This window comes from Aeromicrobium erythreum, assembly GCF_001509405.1.
Lineage (GTDB): Bacteria > Actinomycetota > Actinomycetes > Propionibacteriales > Nocardioidaceae > Aeromicrobium > Aeromicrobium erythreum.
Genome location: NZ_CP011502.1, coordinates 1835172 through 1857056 on the forward strand (window position 1 = coordinate 1835172; position 21885 = coordinate 1857056).

A 21885-nucleotide genomic window follows, 5' to 3' on the forward strand; every position below is an offset into this window, starting at 1 on the left:
CGGCCTCAGGCCGTGTCGCCGGGCAGCGGCGCGTCGTCGACCTGGATGTCGAACCGGACCCGCTCTCCGGTCACGGACGTGACCGTCAGGGTCAGGCCGAAGCGGGTGTCCTCGTCGACGAGCGTGCACCGCATCGTGCGGTCGACCTCGCCGACGAGCCGTCCGGGGCAGTCGATCCGGTCGGGCGCACGGCCGTACTTCTCGCGCAGGCTGTCCATCACCTGCTGCTCGACCTGCCGCTCCGGCATGCTGCCGACGCGGCCTGCGCTCACGTCGACGCTGCAGGCCGCAGCGAGGAGGAGACCGACCGACACGAGCACGGCTGTCGCGCGACGTCGCATGACGCTCCTCCAGGATCGGGTGCGGCCCCACGATACCCACGCCACACGCGGGAGGGCGTGACCTGCACCCAGGACCTGGACTAGTGTCTGACATGTCGTCCAGAGGGGGTGGGCTCATGTCCTTCGAGGTGGTTCCGACCGAGCTGCGCGCAGCGGCCGAGACGCTGCGCACCGAGGTCGACCCGTTCGCCGGGTTCACGGTGCTGCAGGTCTGCTACGCCGACACCGCGCTCGGCCACGTCGAGCTCGACACCTGGATGACGACGATCGCCGGACAGGTCGACGACGCCGCCGCGCAGCTGCGTGAGGCCATGGTCGGCATCGCGGGCGCCCTCGACTACGTCGCCTCGCGCTACGAGAGCACCGACGACCAGGTCGCGCAGTGCTTCGCGCAGGACCCGATCACGGCGCTGGGCCTGCCCGAGGGCTTCGACCCCGGGCCGCCACGGATCGGCCCGGCGGTGCCGCTCCAGGGCTCTGGCACGGGAGGACAGCCGTGACGCTCGTCGCCGGCGCGTCCCTCGGCAGCACCGACGACCCCACGGCGCTCGTCGTCGGCAGCGTCGAGACCGTCGAGAGCATCGCCACCCGGTTCTCCGACACCGCGAGCGACGTCGACGCCCGCCGCACCGCGCTGTCGCGGGTGCGTGCCGCGTCGTGGACCGGTGTCGCGGCCGATGCCTGGGAGACGCGGATGGACGAGGAGCTGACCCGCTTCACCCGGCTCGTGGAGGTCCTCGAGACCGCCGCGACGGCGTTCACCGGGTACGCCGGCGCCCTGCGGACCGCGCAGGACCGCGCCCGGGAGGCGATCGAGACCTGGGACCGCGGGGAGCAGGCCACCGAGACCGCGACCCAGGCGTTCAACCGCGACGTCGACGCCTACAACGAGGCGATCCGCAGCGGTGGCCCCCTCCCGCCGCACCCGGGCACGTTCGTCGACCCCGGCCAGGACCTGCGCGACGAGGCCGAGGAGATCCTCTCCGACGCGCGCGACACCCTCGACTCGGCGGGCACCGACGCCGTGCGGTCGCTCGGCGGACTGCCGGGCTCGCGGACCGAGGGCAGCAGCAGCTGGTTCGGCGCCGAGGGCGAGGTGTCCGGCCCGACCTTCACCTGGGACGCCTTCTCCCAGGCGTTCGGCGACCGTCGCACCGGTGACTACCGCGACGGCGAGCACAGCGACGCGGGGCTCAGCTTCGGCAGTGCCAGCGGTGACGCCTGGGTCTACCGCGCGCAGGGCGGCTGGGAGGACTACATCGCCGGGGGCCGTGCCACCGCCGACGGCGAGTTCCGGTTCCTCACCGCCGACGGTTCCGCCGGCGGCAGCCTGACCCCCGAGGGGCTCCGGCTCAACGCCGACGGCACGCTGACGCTGGTCGGCGCGTCCGGGGAGTTCGAGCACGCCTGGGAGTACGGCCACTACGGCGCGTCCGCCGAGGGGTCCGTCGAGGCGTCGGCCGAGGGGCACGCCGACGTCGGTGCGACCGGGGTCCACGTGGGCGGCGAGGTGTTCGCCGGCGCGCGCATCGCCGGCGACCTGGAGGGCGGGCTCTTCGGCATCACGGCCCGCGGCACGGCCGAGGGCTGGGCGGGCGCGGGCGCCGGTGCCGACGGCGTGCTCGGCTACGATGACGGCGTCTTCCGGCTGAGCGGGTCCGGGGGAGCGGCCTGGGGCCTGGGCGGCAAGCTCGGGCTCGACCTCGAGGTCGACGTGCCGGAGCTCGTGGAGTCGCTCGACAGCGGTGTCACCGCGCTGACGGAGCTGTTCCCATGACGACCTGCGTGACCACCCCCGTGACCGCTCGAGGAGAGGACCGGCCGTGGCCCAGCTGCCCATCGACCTGACGTTGAGGCTGCCCGACCCCGGGTGGCTCGTGGCCGACCCCGCCGAGCTCGGCCTCCCCGGGGCGGCGTTCGCGGCGACCCGGCCCGAGCCCGGCGCCGTCTTCGCGCCCCTGCTGACCGTCTCGGGCGGGCTGCGCGACGCCACCGAGGACGTGGCCGTGGTGGCCGAGGAGTCCCTGGCCGTGTTCGCCGAGCAGGTCGCGGACGCCGAGGTCGTCGACCGCGTGATGTCGGGGACGCCGACCGCGCCCGGGGTCTCCCAGGTGCTCGCCGGCCGGGCGCCGCTGCAGGGTCGCCAGCGTGAGGTTCGCCAGGCGCAGGTCGTGGCGACGGCCCCCACGCGGGACGGCGACCGTCGCGCGGTGGTCGTCTTCACGCTCACCTGTCTCGCAGAGCAGCTCGGCACCCTCGGCCCGCAGCTGCAGACGTTCGTGGCCTCGGCGCGTCCCGAGGGCGCCTGAGCGGTCGCGGCCCGCGCGTCAGCCGGGCGGAAGCACGCCGGTCAGCCAGAGCACCAGGACCACCAGGCCGCCGACGAGGAGTCCGCCGACCGCGATGCCGGCGAAGACCAGACCGACCAGCTCGGCACCGCCACGCACGACGCGCAGGCCGACCTGCTGGGCCGCGAGGGTGACGAGCTCGCGTCCCTCCTGGGGGGCGAAACGCAGGTCGGCGACCTTGACCGGCATCCCGTGCTCGTCGAGCCCCCAGACCTTCTCGACCCCGAGTGCGATCGTGCGTCCCCGCTGGACCGACGCGGAGCCGGCCAGTGCCGGCGCACCCGCGACCCAGTCGACGCGGCGCACGACGTCGGTGACGGCGACACCGTCGCCCCGGGGGCGCACCTCGTGGATCACCGTCCGCTCGATGCCAGCCGCCCCGAGGACCGTCCGCCAGCGACGGTCGGCGAGGTCGAGGCGCAGGTCGAAGCCGTCGTCGACGACGTCCACGACGTACGGCGTGTCCTCCACCGCGTCGCGGACGGCCTGCAGGAGGAGGTCCATGGCGGGGGTCATGCGCGGCTCCGGCTCATGGGGCCGATCCTAGGACGCGGCGCGCACCGAGGCGGTCTGCCACCACGAGACGACCCGGTCCACGACCACGCCCGGGTGCTTGACCCAGCGGACGTGGTCGGTGCTCCCGCCGTCGGGGACGGCGTCGCGCGTGTAGACCCAGCGGGTCACGGACGCGGGGTCCAGGAACTGCTCGAGGAAGCGCTTGTTGGCGGCGGAGACGGCGTACGCGTCGCCCTGCAGGTGCACGACGAGCGTCGGAGCGGTGACCGGGCCGCTCACGTCGAAGGGCGGGCGACCGGTGCGGACGAAACGTGCCCACTCCCGCATGAGCGTGCGGGCACCCGGCGCACCGAAGGCGGGCTTCGGCAGGTGGCCGAGGCCCTGCGTCAGCAGCGGGATCGTCGAGGCGAAGGCCAGCATGGGCAGACCGCCGTAGGGGTAGAAGCGGTGGTGGGGGGTGGAGGCTCCCACCATCACGAGCCCGTCGGCGTGCACCGCGGTGTCGTCCCGCTGCTGGAGCCCGACCGCCAGCTGTGCGCCGAGGCTGTGGCCGAGCACCAGCACCGGACGCCCCGGCTCGGCGCTGCGCGCGGACCGGACGGCGTCGGCGAGGTCGTCGATCTCGTCGGCGTAGGACCAGTCGCTCGCGCGCGAGGCCGTCGGGCCGTCGGGCTCGAACCCGCGCCGGCCCAGTGCCTGCGCCGACCAGCCGACGTCCTCGAACGCCGCGACGAGCGGACGGTAGAAGCGCGACGGCACCGCCATGGCGGGGGACACGAGCACGTGCGGGTTCACGTCGACCATGGTCCCGTAGAGGTGTCGCGGCGCGGCGGAGGGGTCAGGCCGGCATCGCGGCGACCGGGTCGGTCGTCGGGGCCGGCGAGCCGCCGTCGGGCTCGACCGTCACCGCGAAGGCGTCGCTGCCCGCGATGTCCTGCGCGTAGATCATGCCGGCACCGTTGCCGAGCACGCCGAGGGAGCGCGGCACGCCGTCGTGCATCGCCCACACCTGGTAGACGTGGCCGTCGTCGAGCGGCTTGAGGTCGGAGCCCATCACGACGGCGGCGTCGTGCGAGGGCGAGGCGACGACGCGCATCGTGCCGCCCGTGCGGACCTTCCCGTCGAGCATGGTGGCGTCGCCCGCGACCATCACCGCGCTGATCCGCGCGCTGTCGGCCTGCAGGCTGTCGGCACGCTGGTGCTCGGAGACGTAGCCGCCGATCGCACCGGCCGCCACGAGGACGGAGGCGGCGACCAGCAGGCGCGGGCCGGCACGGCGGATCCGGCCATGCTGCGCCAGCGTCGTGACGACCGGACGCTCCTGCGCGGTCGCGCTGACCTCGGCCAGCAGACGCGCACGCAGCGCCGGCGGAGGCGTGTCGGCCTCGGCCTCGGCGAGGCGCAGTGCCGTGAGGTGGAAGCCGCGCAGCTCCTGGCGGCACTCCGCGCACTGATCGAGGTGGCCCTCGAACCGGGCCCGCTCGTGCGGGTCGAGCGCGTCGAGCGCGTAGGGCGCGGCGAGGGTGTGCAGATCGTGCGTCATGAGACCTCCACTCCCATGCAGTCACGCAGACGGACGAGTCCGTCGCGCATGCGCGTCTTGACGGTGGCGGGGTTGGCGCCGAGCACCTGCGCGACCTCGGCGTAGGTGTATCCCTGGTAGTAGGCGAGGTTGACGGCCTCGCGCTGCAGCTCGGTCAGGCCCTCGAGGCAGCGGCGTACCTGCTCGTGCTCGAGGCGGATGGTCACGGTCTCCAGCACCTGGTCGTGGTCGACGCCGGGCGACCAGTCGTAGCTGTTCTCCCGGTTCGTGGCCGCCTGGTCGTGACGGACCGCATCGACGGCGCGACGGTGGGCGAGCGTGAGCACCCAGCTCTTGGCGGTGCCGCGTGCCGGGTCGAACCGCGCCGCGGTCTGCCAGACCTGGAGGAACACCTCCTGGGCGACCTCCTCGGCCCGGGCGGGGTCGCGGATGACGCGACGGGCCATGCCGAACACGGTCGCACCGAGGACGTCGTAGAGTGCCGCGAACGCGGCCTCGTCGCCTCGAGCGACACGGACGAGCAGGTCGTCGGGGTCGACCGCCTGAGCGGTCTCCGGAACCGCGGCCAGGCGATCGGCTGCTGACTGGCTCATGCGCGACTCCTTCCCGAACAAGCTTCTACGGGCCATTCGCGGCTGCCTCCGGGGTGGATGGGTCGAGCGGGGAAGAGTTCTCGGTCACATCCTAGGGAGAGCCCCCCACGCTCCGGCTGCAGCCTCAGGACCCCTGTGTCACGGTGGTCTGATGAGCGAGGAACCGCGCGAGCCGCGGCTGGACGCGATCCACGTGCCGGACCGGCCACGAGCCGTGGTGCTCGTGCTGCACGGCGGTCAGCAGCGCAGCACCCAGCCGGTACGCAACCGCAACGCGAGCTGGTGGCGCATGCTGCTCGTCGCCAAGGCGCTGCGGCCGACCGCCCGCCGCGAGCACCTGGCGGTGCACCTGCTGCAGCACCGCGTACGGGGCTGGAACGACGACCACGACCCGTCCCCGGTGCGCGACGCGCGGTGGGCGCTGGACCGGCTGCGCGAGCAGCACGGCGCCCTGCCGGTCGTGCTCGTGGGGCACTCGATGGGTGGCCGCACCGCGTGCCGCACGGCGGACGACCGCTCGGTCGTCGGCGTCGTCGGCCTGGCGCCGTGGCTGCCGGCCGGCGAGCCGCACCGCGCCCTCGCGGGCCGCGCGCTGCACGTGCTCCACGGACCGCAGGACCGGTGGACCTCCGCCGCCCTGAGCCGGACCTTCGTCGAGCGCTGCCGCCCGATCGCGACCGAGGCGACGTGGACGGCCCTGCCCGGCGCGGGGCACTACATGCTGCGCCAGGTGTCGACGTGGAACGGCTTCGTGGAAGACTCGACCCTGCGGATCCTGGGCGCCGACGCCCGGGACCCCCGCGACACCGACGAGCCGACCAGAGGACCAGCCTGACGTGACCGACACGATCGCCTACGGCGTCGCCCTGCTGGCGCTGCTGGTGGCCGTGTTCGCGGCGACGCACACCGTGCGGGACGCACCGTTCGGCAACCCGTTGTTCTATGCGGTGTCGGTCCTGGAGATCGTGCTGGTGGTGGCCATGGTCGGCGGCTTCGTGGCGCTCGCGCAGACCGACCGCGACGTGTCGGGCGGGCTGTACGTGTCGTACTGGCTGACGGTGGTGGTCCTCCCGCCGGCCGCCGTCCTGTGGGGAATCGCCGAGAAGAGCCGGTGGGGCACGGGGGTCGTCGTCGTCGCACTGCTCACCGTCGCCGCGCTGATGGTGCGGCTGCTGGGGATCTGGAAGGGCACCTATGTCTGAGCGCACCTCACCCGACCGCACGCCCTCGGACGCGAGCCAGGGCGGCCGGACCTCGACCGGTCCGGGCCGGGCGCTCGTGGCCGTCTACGCCGTCTTCGCCATCGCGGCGACGGCCCGCTCGCTCTACCAGCTGGTCGTGAAGGCCGACGAGGCTCCCGTCGCGTACGCGCTGTCGGCGCTCGCGGGCGTGGTGTACGTCGTCGCGACCTTCGCCCTCGGCACGGACCGGCACCGGCTGGCGGTGGGAGCCGTCCTGTTCGAGCTGGTGGGCGTGCTCGGCGTCGGCCTGCTGACGCTCCTGGACGGCGAGCTGTTCCCGGATGCCACCGTGTGGTCGGACTTCGGCGCCGGGTACGGCTACGTCCCGCTCGTGCTGCCGTTCGTCGGGCTGTGGTGGCTGCGTCGCACCCGCGGCCGCGCCTGAGCCGTCAGCGCCAGGCGGGGGAGAGGCGGACGACCTCGCCCACCACCGTGACGGCGGGCGAGCCCACCCCGACCTCGACGCAGCGCTCGGCGATCGTGGCCAGGGTGCCCACGGTGACCCGCTGGTCGGGCGAGCAGCCGCGCTCCACGACCGCGACCGGCGAGGTCTCGGGATGTCCGGCGGCGACGAGCGTCGCGGCGCTCTGGGCGAGCCGGCGTACGCCCATGAGCATGACGATGGTGTGGTCCGGCGATGCGGGGAGGTCACCGAGCTCGTCGTGCGCGGTGACGACGCTGAAGCCCGTCGCGACGCCGCGGTGGGTCACGGGGATGCCGGCCGCCGCCGGGACGGCGATGGCGCTCGTGACGCCGGGGACGACCTCCACGGGCACCCCGGCCGCCTCGCACGCCTGACGCTCCTCGCCGCCGCGGCCCAGCACGTACGGGTCGCCGCCCTTGAGCCGGACGACGAGCTTGCCGGCCAGGGCGCGGTCGACCAGGATCCGGTTGATCTCGTCCTGCGGGACAGGGTGGTGGTCGGGCAGCTTGCCGACGTCGACCACCTCCACGTCCGGGGCGAGCTCGTCGAGCGCGTCGAGGGGTGCAAGTCGGTCGACGACGACCACGTCGGCCTCGGCCAGCAGGCGTCGGCCGCGCGTGGTGAGCAGGTCTGCGTCGCCCGGCCCGCCGCCCACGAGGGCGACCGAGCCCTCCGGGTGGTGGGTCCGGTGCCGCAGCGGGAGGTCGCCGGACTGCAGCGCCGTCGCGACGGCGTCGCGCAGCACCGACGCCCGGCGCGCGTCGCCACCCCCGCTCACCGCCACGTGCACGTCGTCGACGGAGGCCACCGCCGGCATCCACGCCGTCGCGTGGTCGGGGTCGCCGCCCTTGAGGCACCACACCCTGGCCTGCTCGGCGTCGGCCGCCACCAGGTCGTCGACCGGGCTGTCGGTGGCGGTCTGCACCAGCCAGGCGCCGTCGAGGTCGCCGGTGCGGTACCCGCGCTCGATCCAGGTGAGGCGGCCGAGGTCGGCGAGCTCGCGGATGCGGGCGCTGACCTCGGGTGCGACGACCACGACGTCGGCATCGGCGCCCAGCAGGGCGTGGACGCGGCGCGAGGCCACCGTGCCGCCACCGACCACCACGACGCGGCGGCCCTCCGGACGCAGGGTGAGGGGGAGAGGCACGCTCAGACCGTAGCGGTCGCGAGCAGCGCGTCGCCGACCATGCCCGCGGCCAGGGTCGTGCCGTCCTGCGCGTCGACGAGGAGGAACGACCCGCCCGCCCGGGCGTGCAGGTACTCCTCGGCCGCGATGGGCGAGGCCAGGCGCAGGGTGACGTGCCCGATGTCGTTGAGCTCGAGGGAGTCAGCGGGCTCGAGCGTCGCCGCGTCGAGGTCGAGACGACCCTTGATCTCGGTGACCATGGCCTGCACGGTGCGGGTGCCGTGCTTCAGCAGCACCTTCGTGCGGCCGGCCAGGCGGTGGTCGGCGAGCCAGGCGACCGTGCCCTCGACGTCCTGCGTGACGGCCGGGACGCTGCGGGAGGTGACGATGAGGTCGCCGCGGGAGATGTCCACGTCGTCGGTCAGGCGCAGCGTGACCGACTGCGGCGCGAACGCCACGTCGAGCTCGCCGTCGGCGGTGTCGATGCCGGCGACGGTGCTGGTCCGCCCGCTCGGCAGGACCGTGACGGCGTCGCCCGGGCGCACGAGGCCCGACGCGACCTGGCCCGCGTAGCCGCGGTAGTCGCGGTGCTCGTCGCCGCCGGCGGCCTGCGGACGGATCACCAGCTGCACGGGGAAGCGCAGCGGCTCGGAGTGCGGCTCGCCTGCCGGCTCGAGCGTCTCGAGGAACGACAGCACGCTCGGCCCGTCGTACCACGGCGTCCGCGCGGAGGACTCCACGACGTTGTCGCCGTCGAGGGCCGACACGGGGATCGTGGTGACGTCGGTCAGCCCGAGCGACGTGGCGACGGCGAGCACCTCGGCCGCGACCCGGTCGTACGTGGCCTCGTCGAAGTCGACGAGGTCGATCTTGTTGACGACGACCACGACGTGCGGCACCCGCAGCAGCGAGGCGACGGCCAGGTGGCGGCGGGTCTGCTCCTGCACGCCCTTGCGGGCGTCGACGAGCAGCACGATGACGTCGGCCGTGCTGGCGCCGGTGACGGTGTTGCGCGTGTACTGCACGTGGCCGGGGCAGTCGGCGAGGATGAACGACCGCTCGGCGGTCGCGAAGTAGCGGTAGGCGACGTCGATCGTGATGCCCTGCTCGCGCTCGGACCGCAGTCCGTCGGTGAGCAGCGCGAGGTCGGCCGACGCGAGCCCGCGGTCGCGGCTGACCCGCTCGACCGCGTCGAACTGGTCGGCCAGCACCGACTTGGAGTCGTAGAGCAGCCGGCCGACGAGGGTGGACTTGCCGTCGTCGACGGAGCCGGCCGTCGCCAGCCGGAGGACGGTCTTCGTGGGCGAGGTGGTGGTGGCCATCAGAAGTAGCCCTCTGTTCTGCAAGTCCCACATTCGACCTCTGGGAACTGCGAGACAAGCGAGAACGACGTCGGCATCAGAAGGTCCCGATCCTTGTTGTGATCACGGGCCGATTTTACGTGTTCGGGCTACAGGCTCGTCGGAACCTGCAGATCCCTGAGACGATTGCTCTCACGGGTCAGGCCAGAGGGTGCCGTTCTACTCCGAGAGCCCGACGGGAACCGGCGCGACGACTTGCCCGGTTTCCTGTGTGGAAGAGGAACGCCCGGCCGGCACGAGGCTGATGTCCTCCTCCTTTGGGCGCAGTAGATGAGGCTGACCCAGAACGCGCATGGCCTCGATGACTTCGAGTACCGGCAGGTTCATCCGGTCTACCAGTTCCTTCGCTACGAACTGCTCGCTAGCCAAGGCTAGTAGAGCAGCCTTGGGCTGTTTGCCTCGCGCGGCCATAACGGCTGCAACGATTCGCCAGGCGACGTTGAAGACTTCCATAAACGCGTCGTTGTAGGGGACAGGACAGATGACGAGGTTCTTCTGCTCGTCTAGTCGAACCAGGTCGGAACCATCCCAAGGCAGAGGGACCAGACCGATACGCATCCCCTGCCCTCCAGGCGTCAGATCTCTTGGATTGTGCTTGACCGAGGTGCCGACCCAACGATCGTCGTCAGTGGTGCCCAAGAAGAGGTCCGCTCGCCAAAGCCCTCGGATGCTTCCGGGAAGCGCTTCGCGCGCACTGGCTTGTCGGAACGCACGAGCAAGGGAGTCGAGGTGTCGCTTCAGTTTCACTGGCCGCCCTGCAACGCCGCTCATCACGCGTGAGTCATCCGTCAGCGTGCTTGCCGCCGTCGCGATGAGAGATTGGGCTCCCGCCTTCTCGGCGCCAAAGAGAATGGAGCTCGGGGTTCCATCACCGACCCTGCAGAGCTTCAACGCCTCCGAAACCCTGTCGACGACGGACTCTTCTCCCCTTGCAACGGCATCGTGGGCCGCGTATTCGAAGCAGATGCCGAGATCCCCGTCCCCGGGCTCTCTGCTGACGGCCAATTGCTTGAGGGTGATGACCTCGTAGCCGCCATGCCATTCGATGCGCTCAAGTTTCGTCGAGAACAGAAGGCCGTGCAGGATCGGCGCGATGGCGGCACGCACGGCCTGACCCATGTCTCCGACCTCATTGGCTTGGGTCTCAGTGCGAAGTGAGATCGAGGAGTTCACATCTGCAATCTAGAGGAGATCAAAGTCGCTGGAAAGATGCGCGACTTCGGGCCGTCCTGTCCGATGCTGCACGTAGGCTGAGGTACCCGTCGCCGGTCACTCGCGGGTAAAGGATCTCTGCTTCGAGAGGACTACATGACTGCATCGCTCAGGACCCCTGAAGCCCGTTTGCGTGCCCAGTTGGAAGAGGCAATAGCTTCTGCTGAGGAGATCGCTGGCGGAGGCCAAGACGTCGAAGTCGTCCGAACCGCATACGAGACGTGGGACAAGCGAAATGAGATCCTTCTTGAGCGCGCCTTCACTAAGACGGGCTTCCTAGAGAGTTCTCCAAAGGACGACTACGTCAGTGCAGTAGGACTTACGTACCCCTTCGGATTGGGGCTGGCGAACGATGTGACCTTGTCCGGCATCCTCGCCGACCTTGCGACGAAGGTTGGTCGTCTGCGCCAACTACTTGCAACGCTTGACATGTACGCGAGTGACGATGAAGCAGAGCCGGATGACGCAAGCCAGGCTACGAATACCGTCTTCATCGTCCACGGCAGGGCCAGCGAGCCTCGGATGGCTGTCGAACTGCTCGTGCACAGAGCGACAGCCACGGACCCAATCGTCCTGGGTGAGCAGTCGAACAGGGGAGCCACTCTGATCGAGAAGCTCGAGGAGCATCTCGGCAGAACCTCGTTCGCGGTGATTCTCATGACGGGCGACGATGAAGGACGACTCAGGGGAGAGGACTCAAGTCTGGAACCACGAGCGAGGCAGAACGTGGTCCTAGAGCTCGGTTTTGCAATGGGTGCACTGGGCCGTCGCCGTGTAGCGATCTTGCATGAGGAGGGCCTCGACATGCCATCTGATATTCAAGGCGTCGCGTACTGGCCGCTTGACTCTGGCGGCGCGTGGAAGGCTCGGCTGCTGGGCGAACTTCAGGCCGCCGGGATCGACGTAGACCCAGCCGCACTTCTGGGAGGCTAGTCGGAAAATGCCCCGCTCGTTGGCCGAAAAAGCCTGCAACTGCAGTCGAAAATGCGTAGGGCTCGCTCGAAGCTAGCCTAACGGGCTAGAAGTAACCCTCCTTCTTCCGGTCCTCCATGGCGGCCTCGGACGCACGGTCGTCGGCGCGGGTGGCGCCGCGCTCGGTCAGCCGCGTGGCGGCCACCTCGACGACGACGTCCTCGACCGTCGCGGCGTCGCTCTCGACCGCGCCGGTGCACGACATGTCGCCGACCGTGCGGTAGCGGACCAGCCGACGCTCGACGGACTCGCCGGGACGCGGCTGGGAGACGTCGGTGACCGCGACGAGCATGCCGTCGCGCTCGAACACGTCACGCTCGTGCGCGTAGTACAGCGGGGGGAGCTCGATGCCCTCGGCGGCGATGTACTGCCACACGTCGAGCTCGGTCCAGTTGCTCAGCGGGAAGACCCGCACGTGCTCGCCGGGGCGGTGCCGACCGTTGTAGAGGTTCCACAGCTCAGGGCGCTGGTTGCGCGGGTCCCACTGGCCGAACTCGTCGCGCAGGCTGAACACGCGCTCCTTGGCGCGGGCCTTCTCCTCGTCGCGTCGACCGCCACCGAAGACGGCGTCGAACTTGTGGTCGGTGATGCCGTCGAGCAGCGGCTGGGTCTGCAGCTGGTTGCGCGTACCGTCGCTGCGCTCACGCAGCCGGCCGTCGTCGAGGTAGTCCTGCACCGAGGCCACGACGAGCCGCAGGCCGAGGCGCTCGACGGTCGCGTCGCGGAACGCGAGCACCTCGGGGAAGTTGTGCCCGGTGTCGACGTGCATGACGGGGAAGGGCACCGGCGCGGGCCAGAAGGCCTTCGTCGCCAGGTGCAGCATCACCACGGAGTCCTTGCCGCCCGAGAACAGGAGCACCGGGCGCTCGAACTCGGCCGCGACCTCGCGGATGATGTGGATGGCCTCCGACTCCAGCCAGGCGAGCTGGTCGAGCCGGTAGGTCGGGCGCTCGGCGGTGCCGGGCGCGTCGTCGACGACGGTCATGCGTTCCTTCTCGTTCGGGGTGAGGGTCTCGCTCACGTGTGCAGGCCGCACTCGGTCTTGTCCAGACCGGCCCAGCGGCCCGCGCGGGGGTCCTCGCCGGGTGCGACGCGGCGGGTGCACGGCGCGCAGCCGATCGACGGGTACCCGTCCTTCACGAGCGGGTTGACGACGACGTCGTGCTCCTCCGCGTAGGCGAGCAGCTCGTCGAAGGTCCAGGCGGCGAGCGGGTTGACCTTGACCAGGCCGTTCTTCTCGTCCCACGTCACGAGGGGCGTGTCGGCGCGGGTCGGGCCCTCGTCGCGGCGCACGCCGGTGATCCACACCTCGTAGCCGGCGAGCGTGCGGGTGAGCGGCTCGACCTTGCGCAGGTGGCAGCAGAGGCCGGGGTCGCGGGCGAAGAGGTCCTTGCCGTGCTGGGCGTCCTGCTCCGCGACGGTCTGCCGGGGCATCACGTCGACGATGGTGAGCTCCATGGAGGACTCGACGGCGTCACGCGTGCCGATGGTCTCGGCGAAGTGGTAGCCGGTCTCGAGGAAGAGCGTGTCGACCCAGGGCAGGTGTCGTGCGACGACGTGGGGGAGGACGGCGTCGGCCATCGAGCACGCGACCGCCGTGCGGTAGCCGAACTCCTCCGCGACCCAGGCCAGCACCTCGTCCGTGCTCGCGTCGGCGAGGCGGACGGCGGCCTCCTCGGCGACGGCGCGCAGCGTGTCCGCGTCGCGGCGGGGTCCGAGGACCGCGTCGCGGGTGCGGTGGTGCTCCTCGCGCGCGGCGTCGTGCGCGAGCTGGCGGTCCCGGCGCTCCGCGAGCGTCAGGCCGGACGTGGGCGAGGTCTCGGGCATGGTTCAAGCCTAGGCGGGCATCCCGAGGAATGGGCACGGCAGCCGCATGATGGACATGTCGGCTAGGACACCCGCTCCGGGGCGAGCCGGGTGGTCGCGGCGGGGCGCTCCATGGCGCGGAACCGTCGGTCGGCCAGCGGGGCCAGGGTCGCGACCAGGTAGAGCGTGCCCGCGGCGAGCAGGGCGGCCTCGAGCCCGAGCACGGCCAGCAGGCCGCCGGCGACGAGGCCGCCGAACGGCATCAGCGCCCACGCGACGGCGGTCGACAGCGACCCGACCCGACCGACAAGGGCGCGCGGGATGCGCTCGTAGAACACGGCGCCGACGATCGGGTTCAGGAACCCGGAGGCGAGCCCCGCGACCGCCATGACGACGACGGGCCACGTCGTCGACCCCGTCCACGCGAGCACGGCGAACCGGGGGAGGCCGCAGACCAGGAACGCCGTCACGTACACGGCGAAGCGGGGCATCCGCTGCGCCCACGCGGCCGCCAGCAGCGACCCGACGAGCGACGTCCCGGCCATCACCGCCAACAGCAGTCCGACGGCCGCGACACCGGCACCGCTCGTCTCGGCCCACACCGGCAGCAGCACTGCCGTCAGGCCGACGTCGAGCAGGTTGGTGACGGCGATCATCGACGTCAGCGCCAGGATGACGGGATCGCCGCGCAGGAAGGCCCACCCCTCCCGCAGACGCCGGGCGTAGCGCTCGGGGCGGGCCGTCGTCACGGTCGCGGGGAGCAGGCCGGCCGTGCCGAGGCCGAGGACCACGGCGGCCAGGGCGAGCCCGGCCGCGTTGGCCACCAGCGCGTCGGCGGCGCCCACGACGGCGACGAGGAGCGCCGCGAGCGCCGCGCCCACCAGCCCCGCGGTCCGCTCGACCCCCGACGAGAGCCCCGTGACCCGCTCGAGCGGCACGTCCGCGACCTCGGCGACCGTCGGCGCCAGGCTGCGGCGGGCCGCGTCGGCCGGCCCACGCAGCGCACCCGTGAGCGCCACCAGCAGGAGGAGGAGCGGGAACGGCAGGGCACCGAGGTGGTGGAGCACGGGCACGGCGCACACCACCGCTGCGCTGGCCGCGTCGCAGACGACTGCGACCCGACGGGCTCCGAGGTGGTCGATCACGGGCCCGGCCAGCACCTTCGCGACCACGAGGGGCGCGAGCTCCGCGAAGGCGACGAGTCCGGCAGCGGCGGGCGAGCCGGTCGTGGTGAGCGCCAGCCACGGGACGGCCACGGTCGCCAGCCGCGTGCCGGTGAGGGCGAGCCCGTCCGCGACGAGCCACGCGGCGAGCAACCGGCCGTGCCTCATGCGTCGGTCACGCTGCCCGGCCACGGGTTCGCGTGGACGCGCACGCTGAACGGTCGCGCGTCGGGGTGATCGTCGTCCTCCACGGCCGTCAGGAGGTCCACGAGCTGCTCGGTGAGCGCGCGGGCCTGCTCCGGTCGCAGCCGCCGCACCCAGTCGCTCAGGGTCGAGGCGGCGCGCCACTCCTGGGGCAGCAGCGGGTACTCCTCGACGGCCCGCTGGAGCTGCTCGGCGTGCACGACCGCGACGGCCTGGCCGAACGCGTCGACCGCGGCGAGCTCGTCGGTGTCGCGGGGCGCGCTCGTCGACGTCGAGCGGTGCACGGCACGCCACCAGCGGGTCCGGGCGTCGCCGTCGCCCTCGGCCTCCTCGACGAACCCGTGCGCGGCGAGCTGCCGCAGGTGGTACGACGTCGCCCCCGAGGAGGTGCCGGTCCGGGCGGCCAGGCTGGTGGCCGTCGACGGTCCGTCGATGCGCAGCAGGCCCAGCAGCCGGAGCCGCAGGGGATGGCTCAGTGCGCGCAGGGCGTGGGCGGAGGGGACGACGACGGGCTCGGTCACCCGGCCAGCGTAGATCGCCAAGAGAGCTTTGCAAAGAGTTCTTGGCGAGATCGGGAGCGTCGTGACGGGTGGGCAACGGTGCGTCGTGCTCGTAGGGTCGGGACATGGCCCGCTACCTCGAGATCCACCCGCAGAACCCGCAGAGCCGCGCGGTCGAGCAGGCGACGTCGATCCTGCGCGACGGCGGCCTCGTCGCCTACCCGACGGACTCCGGCTACGCGCTCGGTGCCGCTCCCGGCAACCAGGAGGCCCTCGACCGGATCCGCAGCATCCGCCGGCTCGACGACAAGCACCACTTCACCCTCGTCTGCAAGGACTTCGCGCAGCTCGGGCAGCTCGTGCACCTGGACAACGCGATCTTCCGCGCCGTCAAGAACGCCACGCCGGGCCCGTACACGTTCATCCTGCCCGGCACGCGCGAGGTCCCGCGTCGGCTGCTGCACCCGAAGAAGAAGACCGTCGGCGTGCGCATCCCCGACCACGTCGTGGTCCGGGCGCTGCTCGACTCGCTCGGCGAGCCGATCCTGTCGAGCACGCTGATCCTGCCGGGCGAGACCGAGCCGATGACGGAGGGCTGGCTGGTCAAGGAGGAGCTCGACCACCTCGTCGATGCTGTCGTCGAGTCCGGCGACGTCGTGGCCGAGCCGACCACGGTCGTGGACTTCGTCGACGGCGTGCCCGAGGTCGTGCGCGAGGGCGCGGGCGACCCGGACCGCTTCCGGTGAGCGCGTCCGCCGACCGGGACGCCACGTTCGTCCTGGTGCCCGGCGCCGGGGGCTCGCCGTGGTTCTGGAGCCGCGTGGTGCCCCTTCTTGAGGCGGCGGGGCACCAGGCCGTCGCGGTGGACCTGCCCGGGGACGATCCCGACGTCGACCTGCAGGGCTACGTCGACCGCGTGGTGGACGCCGTGCGGACCGCGCGCGGCGACGGCCGAGTGGTGCTGGTCGGTCAGTCCTTCGGCGGTTTCAGCGCGTCGGCAGCGGCTCTCGTGGAGCCCGTCGACCTCCTCGTGCTGCTGAACGCGATGGTCCCGCGGCCGCGTGAGTCGGGCGCGCAATGGTGGCGTGCCGTCGGGCAGGCCGCAGCCCGGCGCGACGCCGAGGCCGCGGCCGGACGCGACCCGTCGCGCCCGTTCGACGTGCTCGAGGTCTTCTTCCACGACGCTCCCGAGGACGTGCTGGCCGAGGCCGCGGAGCACGACCGCCAGCAGACCGACCTCGCGTTCGGCTCCCCGTGGCCAGGTGAGCGCTGGCCCGACGTGCCGACCCACGTGCTCGTCGCCGACGACGACCGGCTCTTCCCGCCGACCCTGCAAGGCCAGGTGGCGCGCGAGCGACTCGGCCTCGAGGCGACGTCGGTGCCGGGCGGGCACCTGAACGCCCTGACCCGTCCGCGGGAGCTCGTGGACGCGCTGGTGGCCTGTCTCAGCGCCGCCGCGCCGAGCTGAGGACGAGCGGCGCCGTCGCGGCCAGCAGGACCGCGAGCAGGAGCATGGCCGGGGTGCCGGGCAGCCACGAGAGCAGCAGCGTCCCAAGGTAGGGGGCGGCGAAGCCGAGGTACGTGAGGCTGTAGAAGACGGCGGTCACCGTGGCCAGGTCGGCCGGCTGCGCCACCTCCTCGACCGTCGCCAGCCCGGCGACGAGGATCCAGCCGTACGCGGCTCCGAGCCCGACGGCCGCGAGGACGGTGAGCGCGCCCCACCCGGTCAGCGAGGCGAGCGTGGCGACGAGGAAGCCGACGACGCCGGCACCCACCCCCAGGAGGACCGTGGTGCGCGGGGTGCGGCGGCGACCGAGGGGCTGGACGAGGACGCCGGTCCAGAGCGTCAGAGCCACGAGCGCGCCGCCGACGGCGACGTTGGGGCCGGGGACGGGCGCGACCTGGGGCACCGTCGCGAACGCCAGCGTCGCGCACCCGAACACCCAGGGCGCGGTGAACAGCGTGCGCCGCACGAAGGCGGGGGAGCGCAGCGCGTGCGCGACACGCCCCGTCTCGGCGTCGAGCGGGTCGTGGTGCGCGCGCACAGGCTCGGGTGCGTTCCAGGCGAACCCGGCAACGAGCACCGTGAGGACGAGGTGCGGGACGTAGGGCAGCAGCAGGGGGTGCGGCAGCCACTGGGCCATCAACCCCGTGACGAGCGGGCCGGTGCCGAAGCCGGCCGACAGGGCGATCGCCGCGCGTCGTGCGCCCGTGCCGGCCGGTCCGGTCGAGAGCTCCTTGACCCAGGCGGTCCCGGGCGCGAACGCCGCACCCGACGCAATGCCGGCGAGCAGGCGACCCAGCAGGAGCAGCAGGAGGCTGTGGCCGCCGAGCAGCAGCACCACGGTGGCGACGAACGAGAGCACGAGCACCGGCCGCATGACGCGGCGTCGGCCGAGCCGGTCCGAGACGGGCGCGACGAGCAGCAGCGTCGGGATGAGACCGACGGCGTACGCCCCGAACAGCAGCGTGACCTCCGCGGCGGTCGCGCCGTCCTCGACGCGGTAGACGGGCAGCAGCGCCGCGAACTGGTTGGCGCCCCAGCCGACGGCGAAGAGCGACAGCGCCGGCGCCGGCCACGACCGGGAGGCACGCTGGACGGGTCCGGGAGGCAGCACGCGCCCACTGTAGGAGCGGGCGCCCCCTACCGCCCGCGGTGGTCGACGCGTGACATGCGCGCCCCGCGCCGCTCGACCTGCACGTGCGGACTGAGCTGCATGAGCCGCAGCGCGACGAAGCGGTGGGGACGGAAGGGCTCGAGCACGAAGGCGACCTCGTCGTCGTGCTCGAGCCGGCGCCCGAGCAGGGCCGTGCCGACCGTGCTGGCGAGGTGGTAGTCCCCGAAGGGGACGGCGTCGGTGTCGCCGAACGCGCGCGAGCCGACCTCGGCAGCCGTCCAGACGCCGATGCCGGGGATGCTGCGCAGCCCGCGGTAGGCGCCGAGGAGGTCGTGCGGGCCGAGCCGCTCGAGCGCGTCGGCCATCCGGGTGGCGACCTGCGCCGTGCGGTAGCGCTTCGGGTCGACGCCGCAGTGGTGCCACGACCACGAGGGCAGCGCCGCCCAGGCGGCACCCGTGAGCGGGACGCGCATGCCCGCGGGCGCCGGACCGGGCGCGGGCTCCCCGTGCCGGTGCAGCAGCTGGCGCCACGACAGGAACGCGTCGGCGCCGAGCACCTTCTGCTCGATGATCGCGGGGACCAGCGCACCGACGACGTCGCCGGTGGACGGCACCCGGAGCCCCGGGAAGCGCCGTCGCGCGTCAGCCACGACCGGGTGGGCGAGCGGCAGGTCGTCGACCGGCCGCCCGACGAGCCGGGGCAGCATCTCGGCCTGGTGCTCCGCGCCGGGGCCCCACGCCTGCAGGTGGACGGCCGTGGGTCCGACCTGGCGCAGCAGCGTGGTGGCGGGGCCGTCGGGGGTCCGCACGACGCGCCAGTGGTCGTCGCCGATGCGTCGGTACGCCGGGTCGGCAGGGCCGCGACGCAGGGTCGAGAGCGTGCGGCGCAGGTCGAGCGGCGCGCCGTCGTCGTGCGTGCGCTGCGCGTCGGGCTCCCTCGCACCGGGCTCAGCCACGGGGCGCCCGCCGCTGCCACCAGCGTCGTCGAGGCGGCGGGGGAGAGGTGCGCGCGGCGGCCCGGGCGCGCAGACGCTCGCGCCACGCGGCGACCTCCTCCTCGACGTCGCGCAGGGGGGTGATGACGGGCGGTCCGCCCTGGAGCTGACGTCGGGCCTCGACGACCCGCCGGTTGAAGTCGGTCAGGAGGTCGCGGACGTGGGTCTCCGAGCCCGAGGTGTCGAGCAGGTCGTCGAGCTCGGCGTCCTCGCGTCGCAGCGCGAGCGCCGGCGGCAGGACGCCGGAGACGTTCTCGCGCTCCATCAGCTGCTTGAGCCACCAGTCGGGGTCGTGGCGGTAGACCCGCGCCGGGAGCGGCTTGCCCGCCAGCGCCAGGTCGTCGAACTCGCCCCGGGCCATCGCGGCCCGGATCTGACCGTCGACGTAGAGGGTCTGGTCCTCGGGACGACGTCCGCGCTCGGGGCGCGACGGCGTCTCCTCGGGCGCGGGGTCGTCGCCGAGCCGGTAGTGCGCCGCCCGGCGGCGGGGGTCGTCGGCCATCGTTCCTCCTGGCTCCACCGTAGCCAGGAGGGACGACATCGGCCGCTCGGTCACCCTTTCGTCGACCCTTTCAGTCGACCCCCTCAGTCGACATCGTCGTCGACCCAGTCGAGGGTCTTGGTGACGGCCTTCTTCCAGCTGCGGTAGTACTTCTCGCGCTGGTCCTCGGACATCTGCGGCGTCCACCGCTTGTCCTCGCCCCAGTTGGCGCGCAGGTCGTCCTCGTTCTGCCAGTAGTCGACGGCGAGCCCGGCGGCGTACGCGGCACCGAGCGCGGTGGTCTCGGCGACCTTCGGGCGCACGACGTCGACGCCGAGGATGTCGGCCTGGAACTGCATGAGGGTCTCGTTGACGACCATGCCGCCGTCGACGCGCAGCTCGGCGAGGGGGACGCCGGAGTCGGCGTTCATCGCGTCGAGCACCTCGCGGGTCTGGTACGCGGTGGACTCGAGCACGGCGCGGGCGATGTGGTTCTTGTTGACGTAGCGGGTCAGGCCCACGAGGGCGCCGCGGGCGTCGGGCCGCCAGTGCGGGGCGAACAGGCCGGAGAACGCGGGCACGAAGTAGGCGCCGCCGTTGTCGTCGACCTTCCGCGCCAGCTCCTCGATCTCGGGGGCGCCGGAGATGAGACCGAGGTTGTCGCGGACCCACTGCACGAGCGAACCGGTGACGGCGATGGAGCCCTCGAGCGCGTAGACGGTCGGCTGATCGCCGATCTTGTAGCAGACCGTGGTGAGCAGCCCGTTCTCCGACGGGACGGCCTCGGTCCCGGTGTTCAGGAGCATGAAGTTGCCGGTGCCGTAGGTGTTCTTGGCCTCGCCCTTGGCCAGGCACGCCTGGCCGAACGTGGCGGCCTGCTGGTCGCCGAGGATGCCGGCGACGGGGGTGCCGCGCAGGATGCCCGGCTTGCACTCGCCGTAGACCTCCGAGCTCGAGCGGATCTCGGGCAGCATCGAGAGCGGGATGCCCATGTCGGCGGCGATCTGCTCGTCCCACTCGAGGGTCTCGAGGTTCATCAGCATGGTGCGCGAGGCGTTGGTGACGTCGGTGACGTGCACGCCGTCGTTCTCCGCACCACCGGTGAGGTTCCACAGGACCCAGGTGTCCATCGTCCCGAACAGCAGCTCGCCGGCCTCGGCACGGTCCTTGACGCCGTCGACGTTCTCGAGGATCCACGTGACCTTCGGGCCGGCGAAGTAGGTGGCGAGGGGCAGGCCGACGGTCTCCTTGTAGCGGTCGGGGCCGGCGTCGCCGCCCAGGCGGTCGACGATCTTCTGGGTGCGGGTGTCCTGCCAGACGATGGCGTTGTACACGGGCTGGCCGGTGCTGCGGTCCCAGACGACGGCGGTCTCGCGCTGGTTGGTGATGCCGACGGCGGAGATGTTGCGGCTGTTGAAGTTCGCCTTGGCGAGCGCTCCGCCGATGACCCGCCGCGTGTTCTCCCAGATCTCCAGCGCGTCGTGCTCGACCCATCCGGCCCGGGGGAAGATCTGCTCGTGCTCGACCTGGTCGACCGCGACGACGGAGCCGCTGCGGTCGAAGATCATCGCGCGGGTGGAGGTCGTGCCCTGGTCGATCGCGAGGACGTACGTGTTGTCGGCCATGCTCGGTTCTCGTTTCTGTGGTGCGGTCGGGTGGAGTTCGGTCAGGTCAGGCGTAGTTCGCGGCGGCGGCGAGCAGTCCTGCGAGGATGCCACCGACGACCGGTCCGACGACAGGGATCCAGGCGTAGGACCAGTTGCTGTCGCGCTTGCGTCGGATGGGCAGCAGCGTGTGGGCGATGCGGGGACCGAGGTCGCGCGCGGGGTTGATGGCGTAGCCGGTGGGGCCGCCGAGGCTCGCGCCGATGGCCACGACGAGCAGTGCCACGGCGAGCGGCCCGAGCCCACTGGGCGTCTTGCCGAACGCGATGATGACGAACACGAGCACGAAGGTGCCGATCACCTCGGTGAGGAGGTTCGAGCTGGTGCGTGGGATCTGCGGTGCGGTGCAGAAGACGCCGAGCTTGTCGTCGGGGTCGCTCTCCTCGGCGTCGAACTGGTCGCGGTAGGCGAGCCAGCAGAGCGTGGCTCCGAGGATGGCCCCGACGAGCTGCGCCGCGAGGTAGACCAGCACCTTGACGGCGGTGTCGCCGCCGAGGTCGTCACCCGAGGCGACGAGGCCGAGCGTGACGGCGGGGTTGAGGTGGGCGCCGGACTGGTAGGCCACGTACACGCCCGCGAAGACGGCGAGTCCCCAGCCGATGGTGATCATGAGCGGTCCGCCGCCGTGCCCGTTGGTCCGGGCGAGCACCACGTTGGCGACGACGCCGCAGCCGAGCAGCAGCAAGGTGGCCGTGCCCATCAGCTCGGGCAGGAAGATCCCGGTCAGCATGTTTCCCCCCGGGCCCGGCTCGTCGCCCGTCGCCCGCCCGGTGCGGA

At 72.4% G+C, this 21885-nt stretch carries 26 protein-coding genes; 9 read left to right on the plus strand and 17 right to left on the minus strand.

Going from position 1 to position 21885, the window contains the following annotated elements:
- Window positions 1–5: 5 nt before the first annotated feature.
- Window positions 6–341, minus strand: a complete 336-nt coding sequence (locus Aeryth_RS08640) for a DUF4333 domain-containing protein (protein ID WP_067857309.1) — start codon at window positions 339–341, stop codon at window positions 6–8.
- Between the two features lie 116 nt (window positions 342–457).
- On the opposite strand from Aeryth_RS08640, the gene Aeryth_RS08645 reads away from it, so the two are divergent.
- The 3 genes from Aeryth_RS08645 to Aeryth_RS08655 are packed head-to-tail and all read left to right on the plus strand — an operon-like array spanning window position 458 to window position 2650.
- On the plus strand, window positions 458–841 hold the full coding sequence (locus Aeryth_RS08645) for a hypothetical protein (RefSeq protein WP_067857311.1): 384 nt from the start codon (window positions 458–460) through the stop codon (window positions 839–841).
- On the plus strand, window positions 838–2118 hold the full coding sequence (locus tag Aeryth_RS08650) for a WXG100 family type VII secretion target (protein ID WP_067857314.1): 1281 nt from the start codon (window positions 838–840) through the stop codon (window positions 2116–2118). Before Aeryth_RS08645 ends, Aeryth_RS08650 begins: the two co-directional genes overlap by 4 nt.
- Before the next feature lie 46 nt (window positions 2119–2164).
- A complete protein-coding gene (locus Aeryth_RS08655) occupies window positions 2165–2650 on the plus strand; it encodes a hypothetical protein (RefSeq protein ID WP_067857317.1) in 486 nt (161 codons plus the stop codon).
- Window positions 2651–2668: 18 nt separating this feature from the next.
- On the opposite strand, the gene Aeryth_RS08660 is transcribed toward Aeryth_RS08655, so the two are convergent.
- From Aeryth_RS08660 to sigK, 4 genes are read right to left on the minus strand one after another with little or no spacing between them, the layout of a single operon-like run.
- On the minus strand, window positions 2669–3205 hold the full coding sequence (locus Aeryth_RS08660) for a hypothetical protein (RefSeq protein ID WP_144433734.1): 537 nt from the start codon (window positions 3203–3205) through the stop codon (window positions 2669–2671).
- 27 nt (window positions 3206–3232) lie between these two features.
- Window positions 3233–4000, minus strand: a complete 768-nt coding sequence (locus tag Aeryth_RS08665; RefSeq protein ID WP_236749698.1) for an alpha/beta fold hydrolase — start codon at window positions 3998–4000, stop codon at window positions 3233–3235.
- A 43-nt stretch (window positions 4001–4043) separates the two neighbouring features.
- Complete coding sequence (locus tag Aeryth_RS08670) at window positions 4044–4748, minus strand: anti-sigma factor (protein WP_067857325.1); 705 nt, start codon at window positions 4746–4748, stop codon at window positions 4044–4046.
- Window positions 4745–5341 carry an ECF RNA polymerase sigma factor SigK gene (sigK, locus tag Aeryth_RS08675; RefSeq protein ID WP_067857327.1) on the minus strand — a complete coding sequence of 199 codons (597 nt, stop codon included), beginning with the start codon at window positions 5339–5341 and terminating at the stop codon, window positions 4745–4747. Before sigK ends, Aeryth_RS08670 begins: the two co-directional genes overlap by 4 nt.
- A 151-nt stretch (window positions 5342–5492) precedes the next feature.
- Between sigK and Aeryth_RS08680 the strand changes: the two genes are divergently transcribed.
- Genes Aeryth_RS08680 through Aeryth_RS08690 form a run of 3 tightly spaced genes read left to right on the plus strand, consistent with a single transcriptional unit; the run spans window position 5493 to window position 6967 of the window.
- Window positions 5493–6176 (plus strand): alpha/beta hydrolase, encoded by a 684-nt coding sequence (locus tag Aeryth_RS08680; RefSeq protein WP_083516360.1) that lies wholly within the window; start codon window positions 5493–5495, stop codon window positions 6174–6176.
- A 1-nt stretch (window position 6177) separates the two neighbouring features.
- Window positions 6178–6543: a hypothetical protein gene (locus Aeryth_RS08685; RefSeq protein WP_067857329.1), complete on the plus strand. Its 366-nt coding sequence runs from the start codon at window positions 6178–6180 to the stop codon at window positions 6541–6543.
- Window positions 6536–6967, plus strand: a complete 432-nt coding sequence (locus Aeryth_RS08690; protein ID WP_067857332.1) for a hypothetical protein — start codon at window positions 6536–6538, stop codon at window positions 6965–6967. The genes Aeryth_RS08685 and Aeryth_RS08690 overlap by 8 nt, the downstream gene beginning before the upstream one ends.
- A gap of 4 nt (window positions 6968–6971) precedes the next feature.
- Here Aeryth_RS08690 and cobA read toward each other — a convergent pair whose 3' ends face one another.
- The 3 genes from cobA to Aeryth_RS08705 all read right to left on the minus strand — a co-directional run bounded on the left by cobA (window position 6972) and on the right by Aeryth_RS08705 (window position 10666).
- Window positions 6972–8153, minus strand: coding sequence for a uroporphyrinogen-III C-methyltransferase (gene cobA, locus Aeryth_RS08695; RefSeq protein WP_067857335.1), 1182 nt, complete (start codon window positions 8151–8153; stop codon window positions 6972–6974).
- Between the two features lie 2 nt (window positions 8154–8155).
- Complete coding sequence (locus tag Aeryth_RS08700) at window positions 8156–9454, minus strand: sulfate adenylyltransferase subunit 1 (RefSeq protein WP_067857338.1); 1299 nt, start codon at window positions 9452–9454, stop codon at window positions 8156–8158.
- A gap of 198 nt (window positions 9455–9652) precedes the next feature.
- The gene (locus Aeryth_RS08705) at window positions 9653–10666 is read right to left on the minus strand and encodes a hypothetical protein (RefSeq protein ID WP_202967651.1); all 1014 of its coding nucleotides are present in this window, start codon (window positions 10664–10666) and stop codon (window positions 9653–9655) included.
- Between the two features lie 135 nt (window positions 10667–10801).
- Here Aeryth_RS08705 and Aeryth_RS08710 point away from each other — a divergent pair, with 135 nt between their 5' ends.
- On the plus strand, window positions 10802–11638 hold the full coding sequence (locus Aeryth_RS08710; protein WP_083516362.1) for a TIR domain-containing protein: 837 nt from the start codon (window positions 10802–10804) through the stop codon (window positions 11636–11638).
- An 85-nt stretch (window positions 11639–11723) separates the two neighbouring features.
- On the opposite strand, the gene cysD is transcribed toward Aeryth_RS08710, so the two are convergent.
- The 4 genes from cysD to Aeryth_RS08730 form a co-directional block, all read right to left on the minus strand.
- Window positions 11724–12662, minus strand: a complete 939-nt coding sequence (gene cysD / locus Aeryth_RS08715) for a sulfate adenylyltransferase subunit CysD (RefSeq protein WP_067861524.1) — start codon at window positions 12660–12662, stop codon at window positions 11724–11726.
- Between the two features lie 32 nt (window positions 12663–12694).
- On the minus strand, window positions 12695–13504 hold the full coding sequence (locus Aeryth_RS08720; RefSeq protein ID WP_083516363.1) for a phosphoadenylyl-sulfate reductase: 810 nt from the start codon (window positions 13502–13504) through the stop codon (window positions 12695–12697).
- A 62-nt stretch (window positions 13505–13566) separates the two neighbouring features.
- Window positions 13567–14814 (minus strand): MFS transporter, encoded by a 1248-nt coding sequence (locus Aeryth_RS08725; protein ID WP_067861527.1) that lies wholly within the window; start codon window positions 14812–14814, stop codon window positions 13567–13569.
- Window positions 14811–15371, minus strand: a complete 561-nt coding sequence (locus tag Aeryth_RS08730) for a winged helix-turn-helix domain-containing protein (protein ID WP_144433735.1) — start codon at window positions 15369–15371, stop codon at window positions 14811–14813. The genes Aeryth_RS08725 and Aeryth_RS08730 overlap by 4 nt, the downstream gene beginning before the upstream one ends.
- A gap of 104 nt (window positions 15372–15475) precedes the next feature.
- Here Aeryth_RS08730 and Aeryth_RS08735 point away from each other — a divergent pair, with 104 nt between their 5' ends.
- Together Aeryth_RS08735 and Aeryth_RS08740 are read left to right on the plus strand one after the other, a co-directional pair.
- Entirely contained in the window at window positions 15476–16096 is a 621-nt protein-coding gene (locus Aeryth_RS08735) for an L-threonylcarbamoyladenylate synthase (protein WP_067857346.1), read from the plus strand.
- Window positions 16093–16818 (plus strand): alpha/beta fold hydrolase, encoded by a 726-nt coding sequence (locus Aeryth_RS08740; RefSeq protein ID WP_067857349.1) that lies wholly within the window; start codon window positions 16093–16095, stop codon window positions 16816–16818. The genes Aeryth_RS08735 and Aeryth_RS08740 overlap by 4 nt, the downstream gene beginning before the upstream one ends.
- On the opposite strand, the gene Aeryth_RS08745 is transcribed toward Aeryth_RS08740, so the two are convergent.
- From Aeryth_RS08745 to Aeryth_RS08765, 5 genes are all read right to left on the minus strand, one after another.
- Window positions 16796–17968 (minus strand): MFS transporter, encoded by a 1173-nt coding sequence (locus Aeryth_RS08745; RefSeq protein ID WP_067857352.1) that lies wholly within the window; start codon window positions 17966–17968, stop codon window positions 16796–16798. The genes Aeryth_RS08740 and Aeryth_RS08745 overlap by 23 nt on opposite strands.
- A gap of 26 nt (window positions 17969–17994) precedes the next feature.
- A complete protein-coding gene (locus Aeryth_RS08750; protein WP_067857356.1) occupies window positions 17995–18924 on the minus strand; it encodes a DNA-3-methyladenine glycosylase family protein in 930 nt (309 codons plus the stop codon).
- Window positions 18917–19465 carry a DnaJ family domain-containing protein gene (locus tag Aeryth_RS08755; RefSeq protein ID WP_067857359.1) on the minus strand — a complete coding sequence of 183 codons (549 nt, stop codon included), beginning with the start codon at window positions 19463–19465 and terminating at the stop codon, window positions 18917–18919. Before Aeryth_RS08755 ends, Aeryth_RS08750 begins: the two co-directional genes overlap by 8 nt.
- Before the next feature lie 83 nt (window positions 19466–19548).
- A complete protein-coding gene (gene glpK / locus Aeryth_RS08760) occupies window positions 19549–21069 on the minus strand; it encodes a glycerol kinase GlpK (RefSeq protein WP_067857362.1) in 1521 nt (506 codons plus the stop codon).
- 46 nt (window positions 21070–21115) lie between these two features.
- Complete coding sequence (locus Aeryth_RS08765) at window positions 21116–21838, minus strand: MIP/aquaporin family protein (protein WP_067857365.1); 723 nt, start codon at window positions 21836–21838, stop codon at window positions 21116–21118.
- Window positions 21839–21885: the final 47 nt, after the last annotated feature.

What these genes read in the sequence shown, in the direction of transcription:
- glpK (WP_067857362.1), bottom strand. Translation starts at nt 21,069, where the DNA reads ATGGCCGACAACACGTACGTCCTCGCGATCGACCAGGGCACGACCTCC.
- cysD (WP_067861524.1), bottom strand. Translation starts at nt 12,662, where the DNA reads ATGACCGTCGTCGACGACGCGCCCGGCACCGCCGAGCGCCCGACCTAC.
- Aeryth_RS08755 (WP_067857359.1), bottom strand. Translation starts at nt 19,465, where the DNA reads ATGGCCGACGACCCCCGCCGCCGGGCGGCGCACTACCGGCTCGGCGAC.
- Aeryth_RS08680 (WP_083516360.1), top strand. Translation starts at nt 5,493, where the DNA reads ATGAGCGAGGAACCGCGCGAGCCGCGGCTGGACGCGATCCACGTGCCG.
- Aeryth_RS08640 (WP_067857309.1), bottom strand. Translation starts at nt 341, where the DNA reads ATGCGACGTCGCGCGACAGCCGTGCTCGTGTCGGTCGGTCTCCTCCTC.
- Aeryth_RS08670 (WP_067857325.1), bottom strand. Translation starts at nt 4,748, where the DNA reads ATGACGCACGATCTGCACACCCTCGCCGCGCCCTACGCGCTCGACGCG.
- Aeryth_RS08735 (WP_067857346.1), top strand. Translation starts at nt 15,476, where the DNA reads ATGGCCCGCTACCTCGAGATCCACCCGCAGAACCCGCAGAGCCGCGCG.
- Aeryth_RS08700 (WP_067857338.1), bottom strand. Translation starts at nt 9,454, where the DNA reads ATGGCCACCACCACCTCGCCCACGAAGACCGTCCTCCGGCTGGCGACG.
- Aeryth_RS08690 (WP_067857332.1), top strand. Translation starts at nt 6,536, where the DNA reads ATGTCTGAGCGCACCTCACCCGACCGCACGCCCTCGGACGCGAGCCAG.
- sigK (WP_067857327.1), bottom strand. Translation starts at nt 5,341, where the DNA reads ATGAGCCAGTCAGCAGCCGATCGCCTGGCCGCGGTTCCGGAGACCGCT.
- Aeryth_RS08710 (WP_083516362.1), top strand. Translation starts at nt 10,802, where the DNA reads ATGACTGCATCGCTCAGGACCCCTGAAGCCCGTTTGCGTGCCCAGTTG.
- Aeryth_RS08725 (WP_067861527.1), bottom strand. Translation starts at nt 14,814, where the DNA reads ATGAGGCACGGCCGGTTGCTCGCCGCGTGGCTCGTCGCGGACGGGCTC.
- Aeryth_RS08765 (WP_067857365.1), bottom strand. Translation starts at nt 21,838, where the DNA reads ATGCTGACCGGGATCTTCCTGCCCGAGCTGATGGGCACGGCCACCTTG.
- Aeryth_RS08720 (WP_083516363.1), bottom strand. Translation starts at nt 13,504, where the DNA reads ATGCCCGAGACCTCGCCCACGTCCGGCCTGACGCTCGCGGAGCGCCGG.
- Aeryth_RS08645 (WP_067857311.1), top strand. Translation starts at nt 458, where the DNA reads ATGTCCTTCGAGGTGGTTCCGACCGAGCTGCGCGCAGCGGCCGAGACG.
- Aeryth_RS08660 (WP_144433734.1), bottom strand. Translation starts at nt 3,205, where the DNA reads ATGACCCCCGCCATGGACCTCCTCCTGCAGGCCGTCCGCGACGCGGTG.